Consider the following 17464-nt stretch of genomic DNA (forward strand, 5'->3'; position numbering starts at 1 on the left):
GATCTCCGGCATCTGCGAGGGCAAGCGTGCATGTTGATCATCAGAAATTCTTTGAAAGGTCCGATTGCAGCCCCGCCTTCGTTGCGATCGGTGTCCGTTCGTCCTGAAGGAGCTCGACGTAGACCTGCTGCAATTGTCCATGCGTCTTCTGAACGTCATACAACTGCTTGAACCGGTCGTAGCCGCGCTGCCCCAGCACCTTGAGATCGAGATCCAGTGCTCGCCGGAAACCATCGACCAGCGGCTGGACGGCGACGGGCTCGCACAGCACGCCGGTGACGCCATCGACGACGATCTCGGGCAATGCGCCGCTGCGGAACGCCAGAATGGGTTTCGCTGCGCGCATCGCCTCGATGGCAACGAGGCCAAAGGCTTCCCATCGTGACGGGATTACGACGAGATCGGCGGCCTCGAGCTGGGTCTCGATGGTCGGGCGGTCAAGCCAGCCCAGCAGGGACACGTTGGAGGGGACGGTCGGGCCCTCGTATTTGTTGACGACGGAGGCGCCGACCATGCGGACGTCGAGGACATGCTCGAGCGAGCGCGCCGCTTCGATCAGGAGATCAAAGCCCTTCTGCCGGTCCAGGCGTCCGATGAACAGGACCTTGACCTTCTTGGAAGTCCATTCCGCCGCAACGGGCGGCAGCGTGCGGCTCTTCGAGATGCCATTGTGGACGACGGTGAGGCGGTCGGCGGGAATTCCCGCGCGGACCGCCTCGTTATATTCGTCACCCGAGATGCAGATGATTCGGTCCGATGTTCGCGCGAGAAGATTTTCTGCTGCCTTCGTCATGAGATGGCTGAGACGACCGGTCTCGCGCGAAAACGCCCAGCCGTGCGGACAATAGACGACGCGCGGTCCGCCCGAGCGGGCCGCCAGCGCGGGCCGAAGCATGAGGCCTGCAAACGAGGAATGCAGGTGCACCACGTCCGGTCTGAAGGCATCCAGCGCTTGCATGCTTGCGCGCAGCATCTGGAATAGCCCGCCTATGCTGCGGCCCGATCGCTCGAACGTCGTAATCTGGTTGTCATCGACCGCGGCGAGATCGCGACGATGATCCGAGGGCACGACATAGTGCACGTTCTCGGCGCCGAAGCTCGCCTGTTGTTGTGGATGCAGCTCGTTCAGGTAGCTCGCAATCCCGCCACGGATCGTCTCGGCGACGTGCAGCACTTTCATCGTCTGTCTTGCATAAGGCTGCGTCGGAGGGCCGGACATCGTGGATCCTCGTTCTGAACTTCACTGACCGCGGCACAGTTCCTCGAATACGTAGCGATATTGGGGCAGCGATGTGGTGATGTTGCGCCGCGATCGTTGCAGAACGAAAAAGTTCTCATGGAACCAGGCAAGGAGCCGCGAGTTGCAAAACGTTTGTGCAAAAACCATTGCGCGTCACAGGCGAGTTGCGTCAAATTTCAAGCAGCGCTGGCGACGTTCGCCTGCCCCGCGAGATGATCGAGCAAAGCCTTCGCCGATTTCTTCCACGAATAGAATGCAACGCGATCCTGCTGACGCATGCGTTCCTGATCGGAGATGGCGCCTGCTGCCAATCTTTCAAGCAGGAGCTGCTTCAGCGCTTCGGCATCGCTGGCGCGAAAATACGCAGCCGCGTCACCGCACGTCTCCACGACGGCGTCAGCCGTCGAGGCGATGACCGGACAACCGAAGATCATGGCTTCGAGCGGCGGCACGCCGAACCCCTCGTAGAGCGAGGGAAACACGAACGCCGATGCATGTGCATAGAGAGCTGCAATCTCGCTGTCCGTCAGACGCCCGGCAAGCAGCAGGCCGGAAACCCCTTCGCCCGAATTGTCCTGAAAGACCTTGCTGTTATCGCCTCCGACGATGACCAGTGGAACGTCGGCCCGGTCGAGCAACTGGACCGCGCGGATCGCGACGGAGAGATTCTTGTTCTTGGTCTTCGAACCCACGAAGAGGAAGAATTTTTGCGGCTGAATGCCGAGTCGGACAAGGATGCTTGGGTCGGGCTTCGTGGCAGCGAAGTGTTCGGCGCTGTTGGGGAAGACCGGAATGCGCGATGCCGATAGATTCAGCACCTCAGCAAGCTCTCGGCGGGAAAATGCCGACACTGTTGCGATGGCTGCGTGGCGGGCGAGCAGCCGCCCCATTGTGCGATGAACGGTCAAATAGCGCCAGTTGAAGAAGTCGGGTCTGCGAAAGACCTGGGCGTCGTGAATCACGACGACGTGGTCGCGATGGAAGACGGGACCGGAATTGGCCAGACTGATCAAGCGGCCGCCGGCAGCGGCGCGCGCGAGATCGATCTGATCCCAAGCGTGCCCGTGCAACCGGCCGACAGCGCGAATCTTGATTCGATCGAGATGAAGGTCCTCGCTTGCATCCGCAGGGGTCAGCAATTGCCAATCTGCGTTGCGCAGCGAGGCCGGAGTTTGTTCCGACGCCAGCAGCACGTCGATCGCCTTGACCATTTCAGCGGCATAGCGCTGCACGCCAGTGAGCTTTTGCGACAGAAAGCGGCCGTTGATGAAGAACTTCAATTGGCTACCATAGGAGTTCACCGGCCTTCAGGCCGGGGTCGGCCTCGGTGAGGCAGACGGTGATCGAGCCAACAGAGCAATCGTTGGGTACGGAAATATGACGTCGCGCTCGGTCGGAGCCAAAACGTTCCGGCTGCATGATCGGAGCTGCCTTGCTGCCGGTGGGGTGGCGGTGTAGACGTCGGGCATGAGCGACGACACTTACTCTCTCGGCAGCGGTGGGCTCACGGCAACCATCAAGGCGCACGGTGCCGAGCTGTGCTCGCTCAAGGACGGCAGCGGCCTCGAATTCGTCTGGCAGGCGCGGCCGGAATGGCCGCGCCACGCGCCGCTGCTGTTTCCGATCGTCGGGCGCCTCGCCGACGACGAATTGCGGCATCGGGGCAAGACGTATCGGATGACCCAGCACGGCTTTGCCCGCGACAGCCGCTTCGTATGGGCAGAACGCGACGCGAGCCGCTGCACGCTGGTGCTCCATGACAGCGAGGCGACGCGCGCGCTCTATCCGTTCGCGTTCCGGCTGGCGGCTGCCTATGAGATCGATGACACCGGCCTCGATCTGACGCTCACGATCGCCAACACCGGTAAGGAGACGTTGCCGGCTTCGCTCGGTGGTCATCCCGCTTTCAATTGGCCGCTCCGGCCCGGTATGGCAAAGGAGAGCTATGCGCTGACTTTCGCGAGCGCGGAGCCGTCTCCCGTCCGCCGTCTCGATGGTGGACTGCTGCGGCCGGCAGCGGAGCCGAGCCCGGTCAAAGGCAACTCGCTTGCTCTGTCCGAATCCCTGTTCACCGACGACGCCATCATCTTCGACCGGATCGAGAGCACGTCGGTCCGCTATGCCGGGGGGCAGGGTGCATCGAGCGGGTCATGGCTGAGAATGTCCTGGCGCGGCTTTCGCGAGCTCGGCGTCTGGTCGAAACCGTCGGGCGCGCCGTTCCTCTGCATCGAGCCCTGGCGCGGCTATGCCAGCCCGGCCGGCTTCAACGGCGAGTTCGCCGAGAAGCCGGGCCTGATGCATATCGCGCCCGGTGAGGAAGAGCGCTTGTCGTTCCGGATCGAGGTCGGGTCGTCCTGAGGCCGGAGGGCGAGCTGATCGACGGGCCTCAGACCTCGATGCGCGTGAGATCCTCGCCGAGCACGACCGGCCCTGAGTAGTCGCCTCGGACATCCTCAAGCAGCGCGTTCAACATGGCATCGTCGGTGCGCGGCCGGTGGTGGGTCAGCGCGAGCATCTTGACGCCGGCCTTGGCCGCGACCTTGCCGACGGTGTCGCCGCAGGCGATCGTGTATTTCGCAAGGCGGCGGAGGTGCTCGTTGTTGATCTCCGGCGTGGCGAGGAAGCAGCACTGGACCAGCAGATCGGCTCCCAATGCCAGCCGCTCGAGCCCGTGGCAGGGGACGGTGTCGCCGGAAATTGCAATGACCTTGCCCTCCGCTTCGAAGCGGTAGCCGAGACACATCCAGCGCGCGAGAAAGGCCGGCGGCACGTCGAGGCCATCGCCATGCGAGACCAGCTCGGCGCTGATCTTCCAGCGCCCGGTGTCGAGAACAGGACCCGCCACGATGTCCGTTGCGACCACAGGCTTCCAGCCGCCGAAGCTGGGCTCGCCCTTGTCCCGCCACGTGATGTCCTTGTCGTAGACCTGCGTGATCAGCGTGCTGACGAGCCGCTCGGTATCCGGCGGTCCATAGATGCGCAGCTCGTCCTTGCGCCCGTGCATCCATGAATTCAGCATCACGTCGTAGAGGTCGCCGATGTGGTCGAAGTGATGGTGCGTGAGAAAGACCGTGTTGATGGCGCCGAGCGGCACGCCCGCCTTGCTGAGCTGCAGCACGACGCCGCGGCCTGCGTCGAACAGGATGTTCTCGTCGCCGAGCCTGATCAGCGTGGTCGTCGCCATGCGGCGCGGGTCCGGGCGCGGACCGCCGGTGCCGAGCAGTATGACCTCCATAACGCCACCTCCAGGGTGCAGATTTTTGCGACACACAGTAGATGCGGAGCTCGCGGCGGGGCAAGCCGGCTCGCCGTCAACGCGATGCGACGCGCTTCCATCTGGCTTCGATGCGCGCCTTGATTTGGCTGATCCGGGCCTCGTGTGCGGCCCAATAGGCGCGGCTGGCGGCTGCAGTGCCTTGACGATAGCGGGCATAGACCGCTTTGGGCTGTACCGGCATCTTCGGCCGGCTCGCCGGTTTTACCGCGGCCACTGCAGCGACCGGGGGCGCCGGATCCGGAGCGGCCGCAGCTTCGGTCCCTGCCGGCATCGCGTTCATGGCGAGGAGACGGTTGCGGGCTCGGTTGCAATAGACCTGCGACCGCGCGGTCATCTCTTCTTCGCCATGACCTGCCCGATACTTCATCAGGGCGCGGCAGAGGTCCCCGCCCGCCAGACGCCAGGCCCGGCTGAGGTAAAGCACCCCGTAATGGATATTGATATCAGGTTCTGCGAGTTCCGCGTTGTTTCCGCGGAAACCCAGCATCGCCGCCGTCTCGGGCCGCACCTGCATCAGGCCGATCTCGCCAACGCTGCCGATGGCCGCCGGGTTATAGCCGCTTTCGACGAAGACGACCGCTTCGGCGATATCAGCCGGCAGATTGGTGTTTGCGGCCTCTCTCTCGATGATCTTGCGGATCATGGCCCGGGATGACGGCGTTTCGCCGGCGCCGAGCTCGGTCCCGGCGTTGGAGATCGTCGACGTGGTGTGCGGCCCGTCGATATCGCCGTCGCTCGCATGTGCGCCGATCGGGGCCGACAACAGCAGCGCGACCGCCACGTGTCTCCACGTCGCGCCCGGATTGAAGCGTGTCCGATCCCACAGCATGAGTTTGTCATAGAGCTCCGGGGTTAACAAACCGGCCTCCGGCGCGAGGTTATTGTCGCGCGCGGGCGCTCTGATCGGTGGCGGGATATCCGCCACCGTCACGCCAAAGGAACGCCTTCCCCTTCGCGCGTGTTGTGCCCTTGGCGGTGGCGCGGCCGATGCTATGGTGTCCCGCTATTGTGACGGCAGGACGAGGATATTTCAGTGGCTGATGTTCATCCCGCGGCGGGCAAGCAGGCCTCGCCGGACGCGCTCACCAATCTTCCGCGGCTGGTGACGGAATATTTCGCTGGCAAGCCGGATGCATCGGATCCGGCGCAGCGCGTGGCGTTCGGCACGTCGGGCCATCGCGGCTCTTCGTTCAGGAACACGTTCAACGAAGGCCACATCCTCGCGACCACGCAGGCCATTTGCGATTACAGAGCAGAGAAGGGGCTGACGGGCCCGCTCTTCATCGGCATCGACACCCACGCGCTGGCCGAGCCGGCGCTCGTCAGCGCCGTCGAGGTGTTCGCCGCCAACGGCGTCGATGTCATGATCGACAAGGACGGCGGCTACACGCCGACGCCCGTCATCTCGCATGCCATCCTGACCTACAACAAGGGCCGCACTGGCGGCCTCGCCGACGGCGTCGTCATCACGCCCTCGCACAATCCGCCGGAGGACGGCGGCTACAAATACAATCCGCCGCATGGCGGCCCCGCTGACACTGATGTGACCGGTGTCGTCGAGAAGCGCGCCAACGCGTACCTCGCCGACGGCCTCGAGGGCGTGAAGCGCATCGACTATGCCAGGGCGCGCAAGTCGTCGAACGTCCATGCCTACGACTTCATCACTCCTTACGTTGCCGATCTCGGCAATGTCGTCGATCTCGACCTCGTCAAATCCGCCGGCGTCACCATCGGCATCGATCCGCTCGGCGGTGCCGCCGTGCATTACTGGCATCCGATCATCGAGCGCTACGGCCTCAAGGCCACCGTGGTCAACGAGGCGATCGACCCGACCTTCCGCTTCATGACGGTGGACTGGGACGGCAAGATCCGCATGGACTGCTCCTCGCCCTACGCGATGGCGAGCCTGATCGGGATGCGCGACCGCTTCGACATCGCGTTTGCCAACGACACCGATGCCGATCGCCACGGCATCGTCACGCGCACCGGCGGCCTGATGAATCCGAACCATTATCTGGCGACCGCGATCTCCTATCTGTTCGCGCACCGCCCGCACTGGGGCAAGGATGCCGCGATCGGCAAGACCGTGGTGTCGAGCTCGATCATCGATCGCGTCGCGAAAAAGCTCGGCCGCAAGCTTGTGGAGACGCCGGTCGGCTTCAAATGGTTCGTCGACGGGCTCCTCACCGGCGGCTTCGGCTTCGGCGGCGAGGAGAGTGCAGGTGCCTCGTTCCTGCGCCGCGACGGCACGGTGTGGACCACCGACAAGGACGGCATCATCCTCGGCCTGCTCGCTGCCGAGATTACGGCGAAGACCGGCCGGGATCCCAGCCAGCTCTTCGGCGATCTCACCGCCGAGTTCGGCATGCCCCATTACGCGCGGATCGACGTTGCCGCGACAGGGCCGCAGAAGAACATCCTGAAGTCCGTCACGCCGGAGCAACTCGGCCTGAAGGAGCTCGCCGGCGATCCGGTTCGCGCGACGCTGAGCAAGGCGCCCGGCAACGGCCAGCCCTTCGGCGGCATCAAGGTCGAGACCGATTTCGGCTGGTTTGCCGCCAGGCCGTCGGGGACGGAGGACGTCTACAAGATCTACGCCGAGAGTTTCCGCAGCACCGAGCACCTGACGCGGATTCAGGAAGAAGCCAAGGCTGGCCTGGCGAAGGTGTTCGGGGCGTAAGCCAGACGCGGCCTCTCTTACCCTCCCCCTGGAGGGGAGGGTCGATCGCGCACAGCGCGAACGGGGTGGGGTGATCTCTCCTCTCGGGCAGTGCCTATGTGGAGAGATCACCCCACCCCGCTACGCATTTCGCTCCGCTTCATGCGCAGCGACCCCCCCTCCAGGGGAGGGAAAGAGCGCACACATCCGCGTTTTCCTGCAGGGACCGAAAGACAAAAATCTGAGATTTGTATACATGAAAAATGATAGAGGTAATATAATATTCAAAATTCGGCCTTGAACGATTCTATCCCTTGGTTACTGTATACATAACGTATTCAGAAGCCGTGGGAGTGAGACCAATGACAAAGCCCTTCCCCATGAACGCCTGGTACGCCGCGGCGTGGGATGCCGAGGTTAGGCCGGCGCTGCTGCCGCGGACGATCTGCGGCAAGCATGTCGTGATGTATCGCAAGGCCGACGGCTCGGTGGCCGCGTTGGAGGATGCCTGCTGGCACCGCCTGGTGCCGCTGTCCAAGGGCCGGCTCGAAGGCGACACCGTCGTCTGCGGCTATCACGGCCTGAAATACAACGCGCAGGGCCGCTGCACCTTCATGCCCTCGCAGGAGACCATCAACCCGTCGGCCTGCGTGCGCGCCTATCCCGTGGTCGAGCGCCACCGCTACATCTGGCTCTGGATGGGCGATCCCGCGCTGGCCGATCCCGCGCTGGTTCCGGACCTGCACTGGAATCACGATCCGGCCTGGGCCGGCGACGGCAAGACCATCCGCGTCAATTGCGACTACCGCCTCGTGCTCGACAATCTCATGGATCTCACCCACGAGACCTTCGTGCACGGCTCTTCGATCGGCAATGACGCGGTCGCCGAAGCGCCGTTCGACGTCACCCATGGCGAGAAGACGGTGACGGTGACGCGCTGGATGCGGAACATCGAGCCGCCGCCGTTCTGGGCCAGGCAGCTCGGCAAACCGGGCCCCGTCGACCGCTGGCAGATCATCCGGTTCGAGGCACCGTGCACCATCGCGATCGACGTCGGCGTCGCGCCGACAGGCACCGGCGCGCCGGAAGGCGATCGCTCGCAGGGCGTCAACGGCTTCGTGCTCAACACCATCACGCCCGAGACCGAGAAGACCTGCCATTATTTTTGGGCCTTCGTGCGCAACTATCGCCTGGGCGAGCAGCGCATCACCACCGAGATCCGTGAGGGTGTCTCCGGCATCTTCCGTGAGGACGAGCTGATCCTCGAGGCGCAGCAGCGCGCCATGGACGAGAACCCCGATCGCATCTTCTACAACCTCAACATCGACGCCGGCGCGATGTGGTCGCGCAAGCTGATCGACAGGATGGTGGCCAGGGAAAACGGGCCACAGCACCTTCAGGCGGCGGAGTAGAATATGGCCGAACGTGAGGCCGACCGCTCCGTCTCGCAGACCGTGAAGGCGCAGCTCGCGCTGCGCGACCAGATCCTGTCCGGCACCTTGCGCCCCGGCGAGCGCATCTCCGAGCTCCAGGCGGTGGAGACCACCGGCGCCTCGCGCACGCCGGTGCGCATGGCGCTGGTGCGGCTGGAGGAAGAGGGCCTGCTGGAGGCGATCCCCTCCGGCGGCTTCATGGTGAAGGCGTTTTCGGAGCGCGACATTTCCGACTCCATCGAGCTGCGCGGCACGCTGGAAGGTTTGGCTGCGCGCTTTGCCGCCGAGCGCGGTGTCTCCGCCCGCGAGCTGGAGCCGCTGAAGGAATGCCTGGCTGCGATCGATGAATTGCTTGCCCAGGTACCGATCTCGATCGATGCCTTCTCGTCCTATGTCTCGCTGAACGCGCGCTTCCATGCGCTGCTCACGGAGCTGTCGCGCAGCCCGCCGCTGATCCGCCAGATCGACCGCGCCTCGGCGCTGCCATTTGCGTCCCCGAGCGGTTTCGTGATGGCACAATCGGCGCTGCCGGAGGCGCAGCAGATCCTGATCATCGCGCAGGAGCACCATCGCGTCGTGATCGACGCCATCGAGAACCGCGAAGGCGCGCGCGCCGAGGCCGTCATGCGCGAGCATGCACGGCTCGCGGTGCGAAACCTGCGGCTCGCGCTGCGCAACCGGACCCATCTCGATCTCCTGCCGGCGCTCGCGCTGATCAAGACCGCAACAGATTGAGGGCTGTCGCCATGCGCTTCATCGAAACCTGGATTCCTGCAACGCTCGTCTCGACCCGCGACCTTACGCCCGGCATCCGCGAATTCCTGATCGAGCCGGATCGGTTCGACGTCACGGCCTATCCGGTCGGGAGCCACATCAATGTCAGCGTGACCATCGACGGTCAGCCGGAGACGCGGTCCTATTCGCTGGTCGGCGAGGCCTCTTCGCACGGCTTTAAAATTGCGGTGCGTCGCGCCGAGGATTCCCGCGGCGGCTCCCGCTACATGTGGTCCTTGCGGCCGGGCGCGCGGCTCGACATCACCCGGCCCGCCTCGCTGCTCGCCGTGGACTGGACGCGGAAGAACTATTGCCTGATCGCCGGCGGCATCGGCATCACCCCGATCCTCGGCGCGGCGCAGGCGCTGGCGCGCCGGGCGCCGGATGTCATGCTGCACTATGCGGTGCGCTCGTGCCGCGAGGCCGCCTATCTCGACGATCTCGCCGCGATGCTTGGAGACCGCCTCATCGTCCACGCGAGCGACGAAGGCAAGCGGCTCGATCTCGACGCGCTGTTCGCCTCGTTGCCGCAAGGAACGCTGGCGCTGTTCTGCGGTCCGATGCGCATGCTCGATGCCGCGCGCCATGCCTGGATCGGCGCCGGCCATCCGCTCCCCGATCTCCGCTACGAGACCTTCGGCTCCAGCGGCCGGTTACCGACCGAAACGTTTCGCGTGCGATTGAAGGACTCGAACGTCGAGCTCGAAATCCCGCGTGAGCGCTCGATGCTGGACGTGCTCAACGCCGGCGGTCATGACGTGATGTTCGACTGCAAGCGCGGCGAATGCGGCCTCTGCGCCATCGACGTGGTCGCGGTCGACGGCGAAATCGACCATCGCGACGTCTTCTTCAGCGACCACCAGAAGCAAAGCAACCAGAAGATCTGCGCCTGCGTCTCCCGCGCGCGGGGCACCATCACGGTGGATACGTTGCTGCGGGCGGACGCGGTTTGACCCAGCCCGAAGCCGGGCCGTGTTGGAAAGAAGAAATGGACGGCCCGCAGACTCGACCTCTCCCGCTTGCGGGAGAGGTCGCGCCGAAGGCGCGGGTGAGGGTTCTCTCCTCTTGGGGAGTCCCTCCGCGGAGACACCCTCTCCCCAACCTTCCCGCGCAGGCGGGGGTGGGAGGTTACCTCCCGCTTGGTCGGCACTCAGGCTGAATTTCAGCTATGCCGCGTAGACTGCCCGAAATTTCTTCGTATCCAGCAGCGCCAGCACGCCATCGATCGACACCGGCCGGCTGATCAGATAGCCCTGCACCTCGTCGCAACTGATCTGGCGCAGATATTCGATCTGGTCGGCGGTCTCGACGCCTTCGGCGACAACGCCGATGTTGAGGTCGCGCGCGAGCGAAACCACCGACTTCACGATCGCGGCGCAGTCCGGCTGCACCAGCATGTCGCGGATGAAGGACTGGTCGATCTTGATGCGGCTGAACGGCAGCTTGCGCAGGTAAGTCAGCGACGAGAAGCCGGTGCCGAAATCGTCGAGCGCCACGGTGACGCCGAGCTCCAGCAGCGCGTTCAGGACGGTCGCGGCCGAGCCGTATTTCGACAGCAGCATCGATTCCGTGATCTCGATCTCGAGCCGGTGCGGGGCGATCCTGGCGTCGGCGAGCGCCTGCACGATGGTCTGGAGGATGCCTGTGTTGTGAAACTGCGCCGCGGAGAAATTCACGGCGACCCGGATCTCCTCCGGCCATTGCGCCACGGTCGCACAGGCGCGGCGGATGACCCATTCGCCGATCTCGTGGATCAGCCCGGTCTCCTCCGCGATTGGTATGAATTCACTCGGCGGCACCAGTCCGCGCGAAGGATGCTGCCAGCGCAATAGCGCTTCGAAGCCGGTGATGCGGTTGTCGCCGAGATCGAGGAACGGCTGGAACACCAGGAATAGCTCGTCTCTGGCGATCGCACCCGCGAGGTCCGATTGCAGCGCCTTGCGGTCGCGCGACACCTTGTCGTCGCTGGCCTCGAAGAAGCACACCGAGCCCGGCCCCGCCTTCTTGGCACGGTAGAGCGCCGCGTCGGCGTTCTTCATGATGTCGAGGGCGGTGTTGCCGTCGCGAGGGGCGAGCACGATGCCGACGCTGGTCGCGCCGACGATCTGGCGGCCCTCGAGCGGGAACGGTTCGGTGAACGCCGCGACGAAGCGTTCGGCGATTTCGAGCGCATCCTCCGGCCGCGCCAGGTTGGCCATGACCAGCGCGAACTCGTCGCCGCCGATGCGCGCGACGTGCTCGGCCGCACGCGTGCAGCGTTGCAGACGGTTCGCGACCTGGACCAGGAATTCGTCCCCCGCGGGATGGCCGAACTTGTCGTTGACCTCCTTGAAGCGGTCGAGATCGAGCAAGAGCACCGCGAACTCCTCGCCGGACAAGGCGAGACGCCTCAAGGCGGCGTCGAGCGTTTCGTTGAAGGCGACGCGGTTGGGCAGATGGGTCAGGGGATCCAGCCGCACCGTGCGTTCGGCCTCGATCTGCCGCATCACGCGCCGCGCGAACGAGAACGAATTGACGAACACGCCGCGCAGCAGGACGCTGCCGTAGACCACGACGAGAAAGGCGATCAGGAGAAAGGCCAGATCGCCGTTCCTGCCGAGGCAGATGGCGATCCCGACGAAGATCGGGGCCGTGAAGGCGATGGCCGCGATCGGGATCGTGGCGAAGGCCAGCGCGCCGCCGGCCAGCATGCCCGAGCACAGGCAGGTGATGACGAGCTGGCCGCCGGTCGAGGCGTCGGCGAAGAAGGCGACCGGGACGATGCCCCAGGCGGTGCCGAGGATGAAGGCGTTGCGCACCAGCCGGTGCATGGCGCGACGCGAGACGAATTGCGGCTTGGTGATGCGGCGCACCGCCCGCGATCTCAGCCCGAAAGCGATCGCGGCGCCGGCGACTGTGACCGCCCAGATCAGGGCCGGGATCTTGGCCGGCGACTGCCACAGCGCGATGGCGAGAACGATGGCGTTGCAGGCATTGGCGAGCATGATGCCGACCGAATAGCCGAGCACGAGCGACATCTGTTCGGCCCGGATATGCCCGGCCACGGCCTCGTCGGTTGCGGGACCGCCAAAGGCCGACAGATCGCCGGCGAACAGCCGTGCGACATAGTTGGTCGTTTGAGTCCGCATGCGATGGCCTAGCAACACCGGCCGTTGTCCGGCTCGATCAGGAGAATTCGTTGCAAACCTTTGACGAACTATGAATTATCCCCGTTTGCCACGACCGGTGTGACCACATCTGCGTGTTCAATTCACGGTATCGATAACAAAATCGATACAACGCGCGGCGAGGGCGCCGTGCTCGCATCCTCTTGAACTCGTGCGGCGGCAGCCCGGCGACGTTCGCTTGACCCTGGCCGCGAAGCCCCGCAGGTCACTGCGAAGAGCTTCCGGGATCAAATTGAGCGAGCGCGCGGCCTTACTTGTGTGATGCCGACCCCGGAAATCGCGAGCAGCCCGCCGATGATCAGCTTTGGCGTCAAGCGTTCGCCAAGGAAGACAACGCTCGAAAGCAACGCAAATACCGGAAGCAGCAGACCGAAGGGCGCGACGCGAACCATCGAGCAACGGGCGATCAGCCAAAACCAGAGGCCAAACCCAATGATTCCGCCGATGAAGACCGTGTAGGCGAGCGCCAGCCAACCCCGTTCGCCTGCCGTCACGAGGCTCGCCGCCTGTCCATATTCCAGCAGCAACGACATCAACATGACCTGCGGCACCGTGAGCAGCGACGACCATCCCATCAGCATCAAGGGATCAAAGGGGCCATAGCGTTTCGTCAACACGTTGGATACCGCGAAGGCGAAAGCTGCTCCAACCACAAGCAACAGCGGAAGCGGATTGGCGGACTGGCCCGGTTCCGCTGCCAGCACGGTCACGCCGACGAATGCAAGCACTACTCCGGCACAGGTGGCGAGTGATGGCCTCTCCGCGAGCAGCGGCCAGGCCAGCAGGACGGTGAAGGGCGTGGCGAGTTGGTACGCGACCGCCGACATGCTTCCCGAGCCGAGCCCAAGGCCCACATAGAAGAGCCCGAAATTCAGCCCACCAAGGAAAAGCGAAATGGCCGCGACAGGGCCGAGCTGCCGACGCGTGGGCCTGTCGACGAACGGAACAAGCAGCAGCGTAATGGCCAGAAAGCGCAGTGCGAGGAAGAAGAGCGGCGGAAACTCCGCAACGCCCACTTTGATGGCCACGAACTGATAACCCCAGATCAGGGGAACGGCGACCGCGCAGACGATCTGGATGGCAGACATAGCGCACGTCCCTTTCAAGACCGATCAGTCCAAATATAAGCCCGGCATCGGCGGAAGCGTTGCGGTGTCCTTACCTGACGAAACGGCCGATGAGAGCGTCGACGGCGGCCTGCGATGTCGTCCGTGCCGGTGCCGTCTTGCCGACCACGCGCAGCCCTTCAACGAAACAGATGAGAACCCGGGCGGCCGTTGCGGGCTCGACACCATCGGCCAACCTGCCCGCCGCTTTCGCGCGGGACAGTGCATTGGTCACTTTGGCCTCCATCGCCTTGAAGAAGCCCGCAATGCGTCGACCGACTTCGGCATCCCCGCCAGCCAATTCCATGGCCGTGGCCACCAGGAGGCATCCGCGCCGGCCGTTGCTCCCGCTGGTGCGATCGACGTAGCCGGCCAGGTAGGCCCGCAGGCCGTCGACCGGGTCGTTTCGGGGATCGAATTCGACATCCATCCGCGCCAAGGCATCCGCGATGTAACGATCAAGCGCGCGCAAGAAGAGCGAATGCTTGCCGCCGAAAGCGGCGTAGAGGCTGCCCCGCGACAGCCTGGTCGCACGAAGGAGATCGGGCAGCGCCGTGGCGTGATAGCCGCGCGACCAGAACACATCCATCGCGCGTTCGACAGCGGCGTCCATGTCGAAACTTCGCGGCCGGCCACGGGGCAACGGCGCTGGGGTGTTTTGCCTCATGCTGATATATATAGACCGATCGGTCTTTAAATGACAAGCCCCGCGCAGGAATCGCCGGGCACCGAGCTTCGGGTGATCTCCAGCCTCCGGTCCGGGCGTCAATACGGCCGTACGCGCTGATGTGTGCCTCGCGTCAGCGCCCCAACTGCTTCGGGTCGTAATAGAAGCGCTCCTCGACCAGTTTGTCGCCCCGCCAGATCTGCCAGGCGATCTCGTCCAGCGTCCGCGTGACGCCTTCGCCATTGGTGAAGCTGAAGCGCCAGCGGGTTGCGACATGGTCGCCTTCGATCAGGCTCGGTCCGACGCGGACGGCCTTGACCTCCCTGGACGCCGCCAGCACGCCGCGCTCCTTGGCGACGAGCTTGTCGCGCCCGACCGTCGGGGCGGCGTTGTTCTCGTAAGTCACGGCATCGGGGGTGCAGAACTGTCCGATGGCACCGATGAAGTCCCCGGCTTCCAGCCGTTGCGCGAAGGCTTCGACGACATCGCGGCTCGGCATAGCGTGCTCCCGGGAAAAACCGACTGATGGTCGGTAAATACCGACCAATGGTCGAAAAGTCAACTGGTTGCCTGCAGAGAATTCGATTACAGGCTGATGGATGAGACATAGCTATAGCCTCCACGTAGGTGCGTTCCCTCCCCCCTTGCGGGGGAGGGCTAGGGAGAGGGGTAGCTCAGCAAAAGGTATCGGTTGTTGATGATGCACCAAGGGTGGGTACGCGACGGATAGAATCCCCGTGTGGTACCCCCTCCCTGACCCTCCCCCGCAAGGGGGGGAGGGAACGGAAAGATCGCCGCTGATCGCGAATCCGCGTCGACCTAAATTCATTACGCTCTAGACGAGAGCCCATGGCGAAACAGGCGGAGCGGCGGGCGGCAACATCGGAAGCGATCCTGACGTCGGCTCGTCGCCTGTTCGGGACGCAAGGATTCGCAGCCACCACCATGGACGAGATCGCCGAGGCAGCCGCCGTCGCCAAGGGCGCGGTCTATCATCACTTCAAGACCAAGGAGGCGGTGTTCGAAGCCGTGTTCGACGAGGTCTCGCGCGACCTCGTTGCCGAGATCGACCGCACGGCGCGGGCCGAGAAGGATGTGCTCGCTGCGATGGTCGCCGGCACCCAGCATTACTTTGCCGCGACCGCGAAGGGCCCGACCGGCCAGATCATTTTACGCGACGGTCCCGCCGTGCTCGGCTGGGAACGCTGGCGCGAGATCGACGCCAGGCATTTCGGCGGAAAGCTGCCGCGCGCGATTGCGGCGGCCATGGAGGCCGGCCTGATCGCCCGCCAGCCGGTCGAGCCGCTGGCACGGCTGCTGCTCGGCGCAGTCACGGAGGCCGCGGTCGCCTGCGCCGGACGGGCCGACATCGCAAGGGCAGGCGCGGAATACGCCCGTGCGTTCAAGTCGCTGGTCGAGGCGCTGCGCGTGCGCGAATGATTGTGCTAAGCCACGAAGCGGAAACGCCCACACAACAAGAAGACTTGTAGCGCATGAACGCAACTTCCCCTCTCGCACCCTCCGATCCCGAATTCGATTACATCATCGTCGGCGCCGGCTCTGCCGGCTGCGTGCTCGCCAATCGGCTCTCCGCAAACGGCAAGCATAGCGTGCTGCTGCTCGAGGCCGGCCCGAAGGATTCCAACATCTGGATCCACGTGCCGCTCGGCTACGGCAAGCTGTTCAAGGAGAAGACGGTCAACTGGATGTACCAGACCGAGCCGGAGCCCGAGCTGAAGGGCCGCCAGGTGTTCCAGCCGCGCGGCAAGACGCTGGGCGGATCGAGCTCGATCAACGGCCTGCTCTATGTCCGCGGCCAGCACGAGGACTATGACCGCTGGCGTCAGCTCGGCAACACCGGCTGGGGTTACGACGACGTGCTGCCCTATTTCAAGAAGGCCGAGAACCAGTCGCGCGGCGCGGATCATTATCACGGCACGGGCGGTCCGCTGCCGGTCTCCAACATGATCGTGACCGATCCGCTGTCGAAGGCCTTCATCGATGCCGCGGTCGAGACCGGTCTGCCCTACAATCCCGATTTCAACGGGGCCACACAGGAGGGCGTCGGCCTGTTCCAGACCACGACGCACAACGGCCGCCGCGCCTCGACATCGGTGGCCTATCTCGGCCCGGCCAAGACGCGCGGCAATCTCAAGATCGAGACCTCGGCGCTCGGCCAGCGTGTGCTGTTCGAGGGCCGCCGCGCGATCGGCGTCGAATACCGGCAAGGCGCCAACGTGCGCCGCGCTCGGGCGCGGAAGGAAGTCGTATTGTCGAGCGGCGCCTACAACTCGCCGCAACTGCTCCAGCTCTCCGGCGTCGGCCCCGCCGATCTCCTGCGCAAGCACGGCATCGATGTGGTGCTGGACGCAGCCGGCGTCGGGCGCGATCTCCAGGACCACATGCAGGTCCGCATCGTGATGCGCTGCTCGCAGAAGATCACGCTGAACGACACCGTCAACCATCCGCTTCGCCGCACCATGGCCGGCGCGCGCTATGCGCTGTTCCGCAAGGGCTGGCTGACGATTGCAGCCGGCACGGCAGGCGCGTTCTTCAAGACCAGCCCGCGGCTGGCGTCGCCCGACATCCAGGTTCACTTCCTGCCGTTCTCGACCGACAAGATGGGCGAGAAGCTGCACGATTTCTCCGGCTTCACGGCGTCAGTGTGCCAGCTCCGGCCCGAGAGCCGCGGGACCTTGCGCATCAAGAGCGCGGACCCGACCGTGCCGCCGGAGATCCGCATCAACTACATGTCGACCGAGACCGACCGCACCACCAACGTCGAGGGCCTGAAGATCCTGCGCAAGATCCTGAACGCGCCGGCGCTGAAGCCGTTCGTGGTCAGCGAGTACGATCCCGGGGCGAAGGTATCGACGGACGCGGAGATACTGGATTATTGCCGCGAGCGCGGCAGCACCATCTACCATCCGACCTCGACCTGTCGTATGGGCAACGACGCGCTCGCGGTGGTCGACCAGAGGCTGAGGGTGAGGGGGCTCGACGGCCTTCGCGTCGTCGACGGCTCGATCATGCCGGACCTCGTCTCGGGGAACACCAATGCGCCGATCATCATGATCGCCGAAAAGGCCTCCGACATGATATTGGAGGATGCGCGCTGAGCACGCGTCGCGGATGGAGAAC

Annotated in this window: 15 protein-coding genes; 7 read left to right on the plus strand and 8 right to left on the minus strand. The window is 64.6% G+C overall.

Annotation, left to right across the window (positions count from 1 at the left end; genetic code table 11):
* Window positions 1-40: 40 nt before the first annotated feature.
* Both XH87_RS28595 and XH87_RS28600 read right to left on the minus strand, forming a co-directional pair.
* Window positions 41-1180 (minus strand): glycosyltransferase, encoded by a 1140-nt coding sequence (locus tag XH87_RS28595; protein ID WP_035700047.1) that lies wholly within the window; start codon window positions 1178-1180, stop codon window positions 41-43.
* Window positions 1181-1416: 236 nt separating this feature from the next.
* Window positions 1417-2520, minus strand: coding sequence for a glycosyltransferase family 4 protein (locus XH87_RS28600; RefSeq protein ID WP_271589813.1), 1104 nt, complete (start codon window positions 2518-2520; stop codon window positions 1417-1419).
* A 187-nt stretch (window positions 2521-2707) separates the two neighbouring features.
* On the opposite strand from XH87_RS28600, the gene XH87_RS28605 reads away from it, so the two are divergent.
* Entirely contained in the window at window positions 2708-3598 is an 891-nt protein-coding gene (locus XH87_RS28605; protein WP_271589814.1) for an aldose 1-epimerase family protein, read from the plus strand.
* Between the two features lie 28 nt (window positions 3599-3626).
* Here the strand turns inward: XH87_RS28605 and XH87_RS28610 are convergent, their stop codons facing one another.
* Together XH87_RS28610 and XH87_RS28615 are read right to left on the minus strand one after the other, a co-directional pair.
* A complete protein-coding gene (locus tag XH87_RS28610) occupies window positions 3627-4475 on the minus strand; it encodes an MBL fold metallo-hydrolase (protein WP_271589815.1) in 849 nt (282 codons plus the stop codon).
* Between the two features lie 76 nt (window positions 4476-4551).
* Window positions 4552-5346, minus strand: a complete 795-nt coding sequence (locus XH87_RS28615) for a transglycosylase SLT domain-containing protein (protein ID WP_271590906.1) — start codon at window positions 5344-5346, stop codon at window positions 4552-4554.
* Between the two features lie 204 nt (window positions 5347-5550).
* Here XH87_RS28615 and pgm point away from each other — a divergent pair, with 204 nt between their 5' ends.
* From pgm to XH87_RS28635, 4 genes are all read left to right on the plus strand, one after another.
* Window positions 5551-7197, plus strand: a complete 1647-nt coding sequence (pgm, locus tag XH87_RS28620; protein ID WP_271589816.1) for a phosphoglucomutase (alpha-D-glucose-1,6-bisphosphate-dependent) — start codon at window positions 5551-5553, stop codon at window positions 7195-7197.
* Between the two features lie 341 nt (window positions 7198-7538).
* Window positions 7539-8588 (plus strand): aromatic ring-hydroxylating dioxygenase subunit alpha, encoded by a 1050-nt coding sequence (locus XH87_RS28625; RefSeq protein WP_271589817.1) that lies wholly within the window; start codon window positions 7539-7541, stop codon window positions 8586-8588.
* 3 nt (window positions 8589-8591) lie between these two features.
* Window positions 8592-9344: a GntR family transcriptional regulator gene (locus XH87_RS28630; RefSeq protein ID WP_035700040.1), complete on the plus strand. Its 753-nt coding sequence runs from the start codon at window positions 8592-8594 to the stop codon at window positions 9342-9344.
* 11 nt (window positions 9345-9355) lie between these two features.
* Window positions 9356-10336: a PDR/VanB family oxidoreductase gene (locus tag XH87_RS28635; protein WP_271589818.1), complete on the plus strand. Its 981-nt coding sequence runs from the start codon at window positions 9356-9358 to the stop codon at window positions 10334-10336.
* A 213-nt stretch (window positions 10337-10549) separates the two neighbouring features.
* Here the strand turns inward: XH87_RS28635 and XH87_RS28640 are convergent, their stop codons facing one another.
* The 4 genes from XH87_RS28640 to XH87_RS28655 form a co-directional block, all read right to left on the minus strand.
* Window positions 10550-12511 carry a putative bifunctional diguanylate cyclase/phosphodiesterase gene (locus XH87_RS28640; protein ID WP_271589819.1) on the minus strand — a complete coding sequence of 654 codons (1962 nt, stop codon included), beginning with the start codon at window positions 12509-12511 and terminating at the stop codon, window positions 10550-10552.
* A 266-nt stretch (window positions 12512-12777) separates the two neighbouring features.
* Window positions 12778-13638 (minus strand): DMT family transporter, encoded by an 861-nt coding sequence (locus XH87_RS28645; protein ID WP_271589820.1) that lies wholly within the window; start codon window positions 13636-13638, stop codon window positions 12778-12780.
* Window positions 13639-13708: 70 nt separating this feature from the next.
* Window positions 13709-14269, minus strand: coding sequence for a TetR/AcrR family transcriptional regulator (locus XH87_RS28650; RefSeq protein WP_271589821.1), 561 nt, complete (start codon window positions 14267-14269; stop codon window positions 13709-13711).
* Between the two features lie 187 nt (window positions 14270-14456).
* Window positions 14457-14822, minus strand: a complete 366-nt coding sequence (locus tag XH87_RS28655) for a nuclear transport factor 2 family protein (protein ID WP_271589822.1) — start codon at window positions 14820-14822, stop codon at window positions 14457-14459.
* A gap of 350 nt (window positions 14823-15172) precedes the next feature.
* Here XH87_RS28655 and XH87_RS28660 point away from each other — a divergent pair, with 350 nt between their 5' ends.
* Window positions 15173-15763: a TetR/AcrR family transcriptional regulator gene (locus XH87_RS28660; RefSeq protein ID WP_271589823.1), complete on the plus strand. Its 591-nt coding sequence runs from the start codon at window positions 15173-15175 to the stop codon at window positions 15761-15763.
* Window positions 15764-15816: 53 nt separating this feature from the next.
* Window positions 15817-17442: a GMC family oxidoreductase gene (locus XH87_RS28665; RefSeq protein ID WP_271589824.1), complete on the plus strand. Its 1626-nt coding sequence runs from the start codon at window positions 15817-15819 to the stop codon at window positions 17440-17442.
* Window positions 17443-17464: the final 22 nt, after the last annotated feature.

Source organism: Bradyrhizobium sp. CCBAU 53415 (genome assembly GCF_028128735.1).
Classification (GTDB): domain Bacteria; phylum Pseudomonadota; class Alphaproteobacteria; order Rhizobiales; family Xanthobacteraceae; genus Bradyrhizobium.

Bases quoted from the DNA above. Each gene is read 5' to 3' on its own strand.
- XH87_RS28595 (WP_035700047.1), bottom strand. From the start codon at position 1,180: ATGAAAGTGCTGCACGTCGCCGAGACGATCCGTGGCGGGATTGCGAGC.
- XH87_RS28605 (WP_271589814.1), top strand. From the start codon at position 2,708: ATGAGCGACGACACTTACTCTCTCGGCAGCGGTGGGCTCACGGCAACC.
- XH87_RS28610 (WP_271589815.1), bottom strand. From the start codon at position 4,475: ATGGAGGTCATACTGCTCGGCACCGGCGGTCCGCGCCCGGACCCGCGC.
- XH87_RS28615 (WP_271590906.1), bottom strand. From the start codon at position 5,346: ATGCTGTGGGATCGGACACGCTTCAATCCGGGCGCGACGTGGAGACAC.
- XH87_RS28625 (WP_271589817.1), top strand. From the start codon at position 7,539: ATGACAAAGCCCTTCCCCATGAACGCCTGGTACGCCGCGGCGTGGGAT.
- XH87_RS28630 (WP_035700040.1), top strand. From the start codon at position 8,592: ATGGCCGAACGTGAGGCCGACCGCTCCGTCTCGCAGACCGTGAAGGCG.
- XH87_RS28635 (WP_271589818.1), top strand. From the start codon at position 9,356: ATGCGCTTCATCGAAACCTGGATTCCTGCAACGCTCGTCTCGACCCGC.
- XH87_RS28640 (WP_271589819.1), bottom strand. From the start codon at position 12,511: ATGCGGACTCAAACGACCAACTATGTCGCACGGCTGTTCGCCGGCGAT.
- XH87_RS28645 (WP_271589820.1), bottom strand. From the start codon at position 13,638: ATGTCTGCCATCCAGATCGTCTGCGCGGTCGCCGTTCCCCTGATCTGG.
- XH87_RS28650 (WP_271589821.1), bottom strand. From the start codon at position 14,269: ATGGACGCCGCTGTCGAACGCGCGATGGATGTGTTCTGGTCGCGCGGC.
- XH87_RS28655 (WP_271589822.1), bottom strand. From the start codon at position 14,822: ATGCCGAGCCGCGATGTCGTCGAAGCCTTCGCGCAACGGCTGGAAGCC.
- XH87_RS28660 (WP_271589823.1), top strand. From the start codon at position 15,173: ATGGCGAAACAGGCGGAGCGGCGGGCGGCAACATCGGAAGCGATCCTG.
- XH87_RS28665 (WP_271589824.1), top strand. From the start codon at position 15,817: ATGAACGCAACTTCCCCTCTCGCACCCTCCGATCCCGAATTCGATTAC.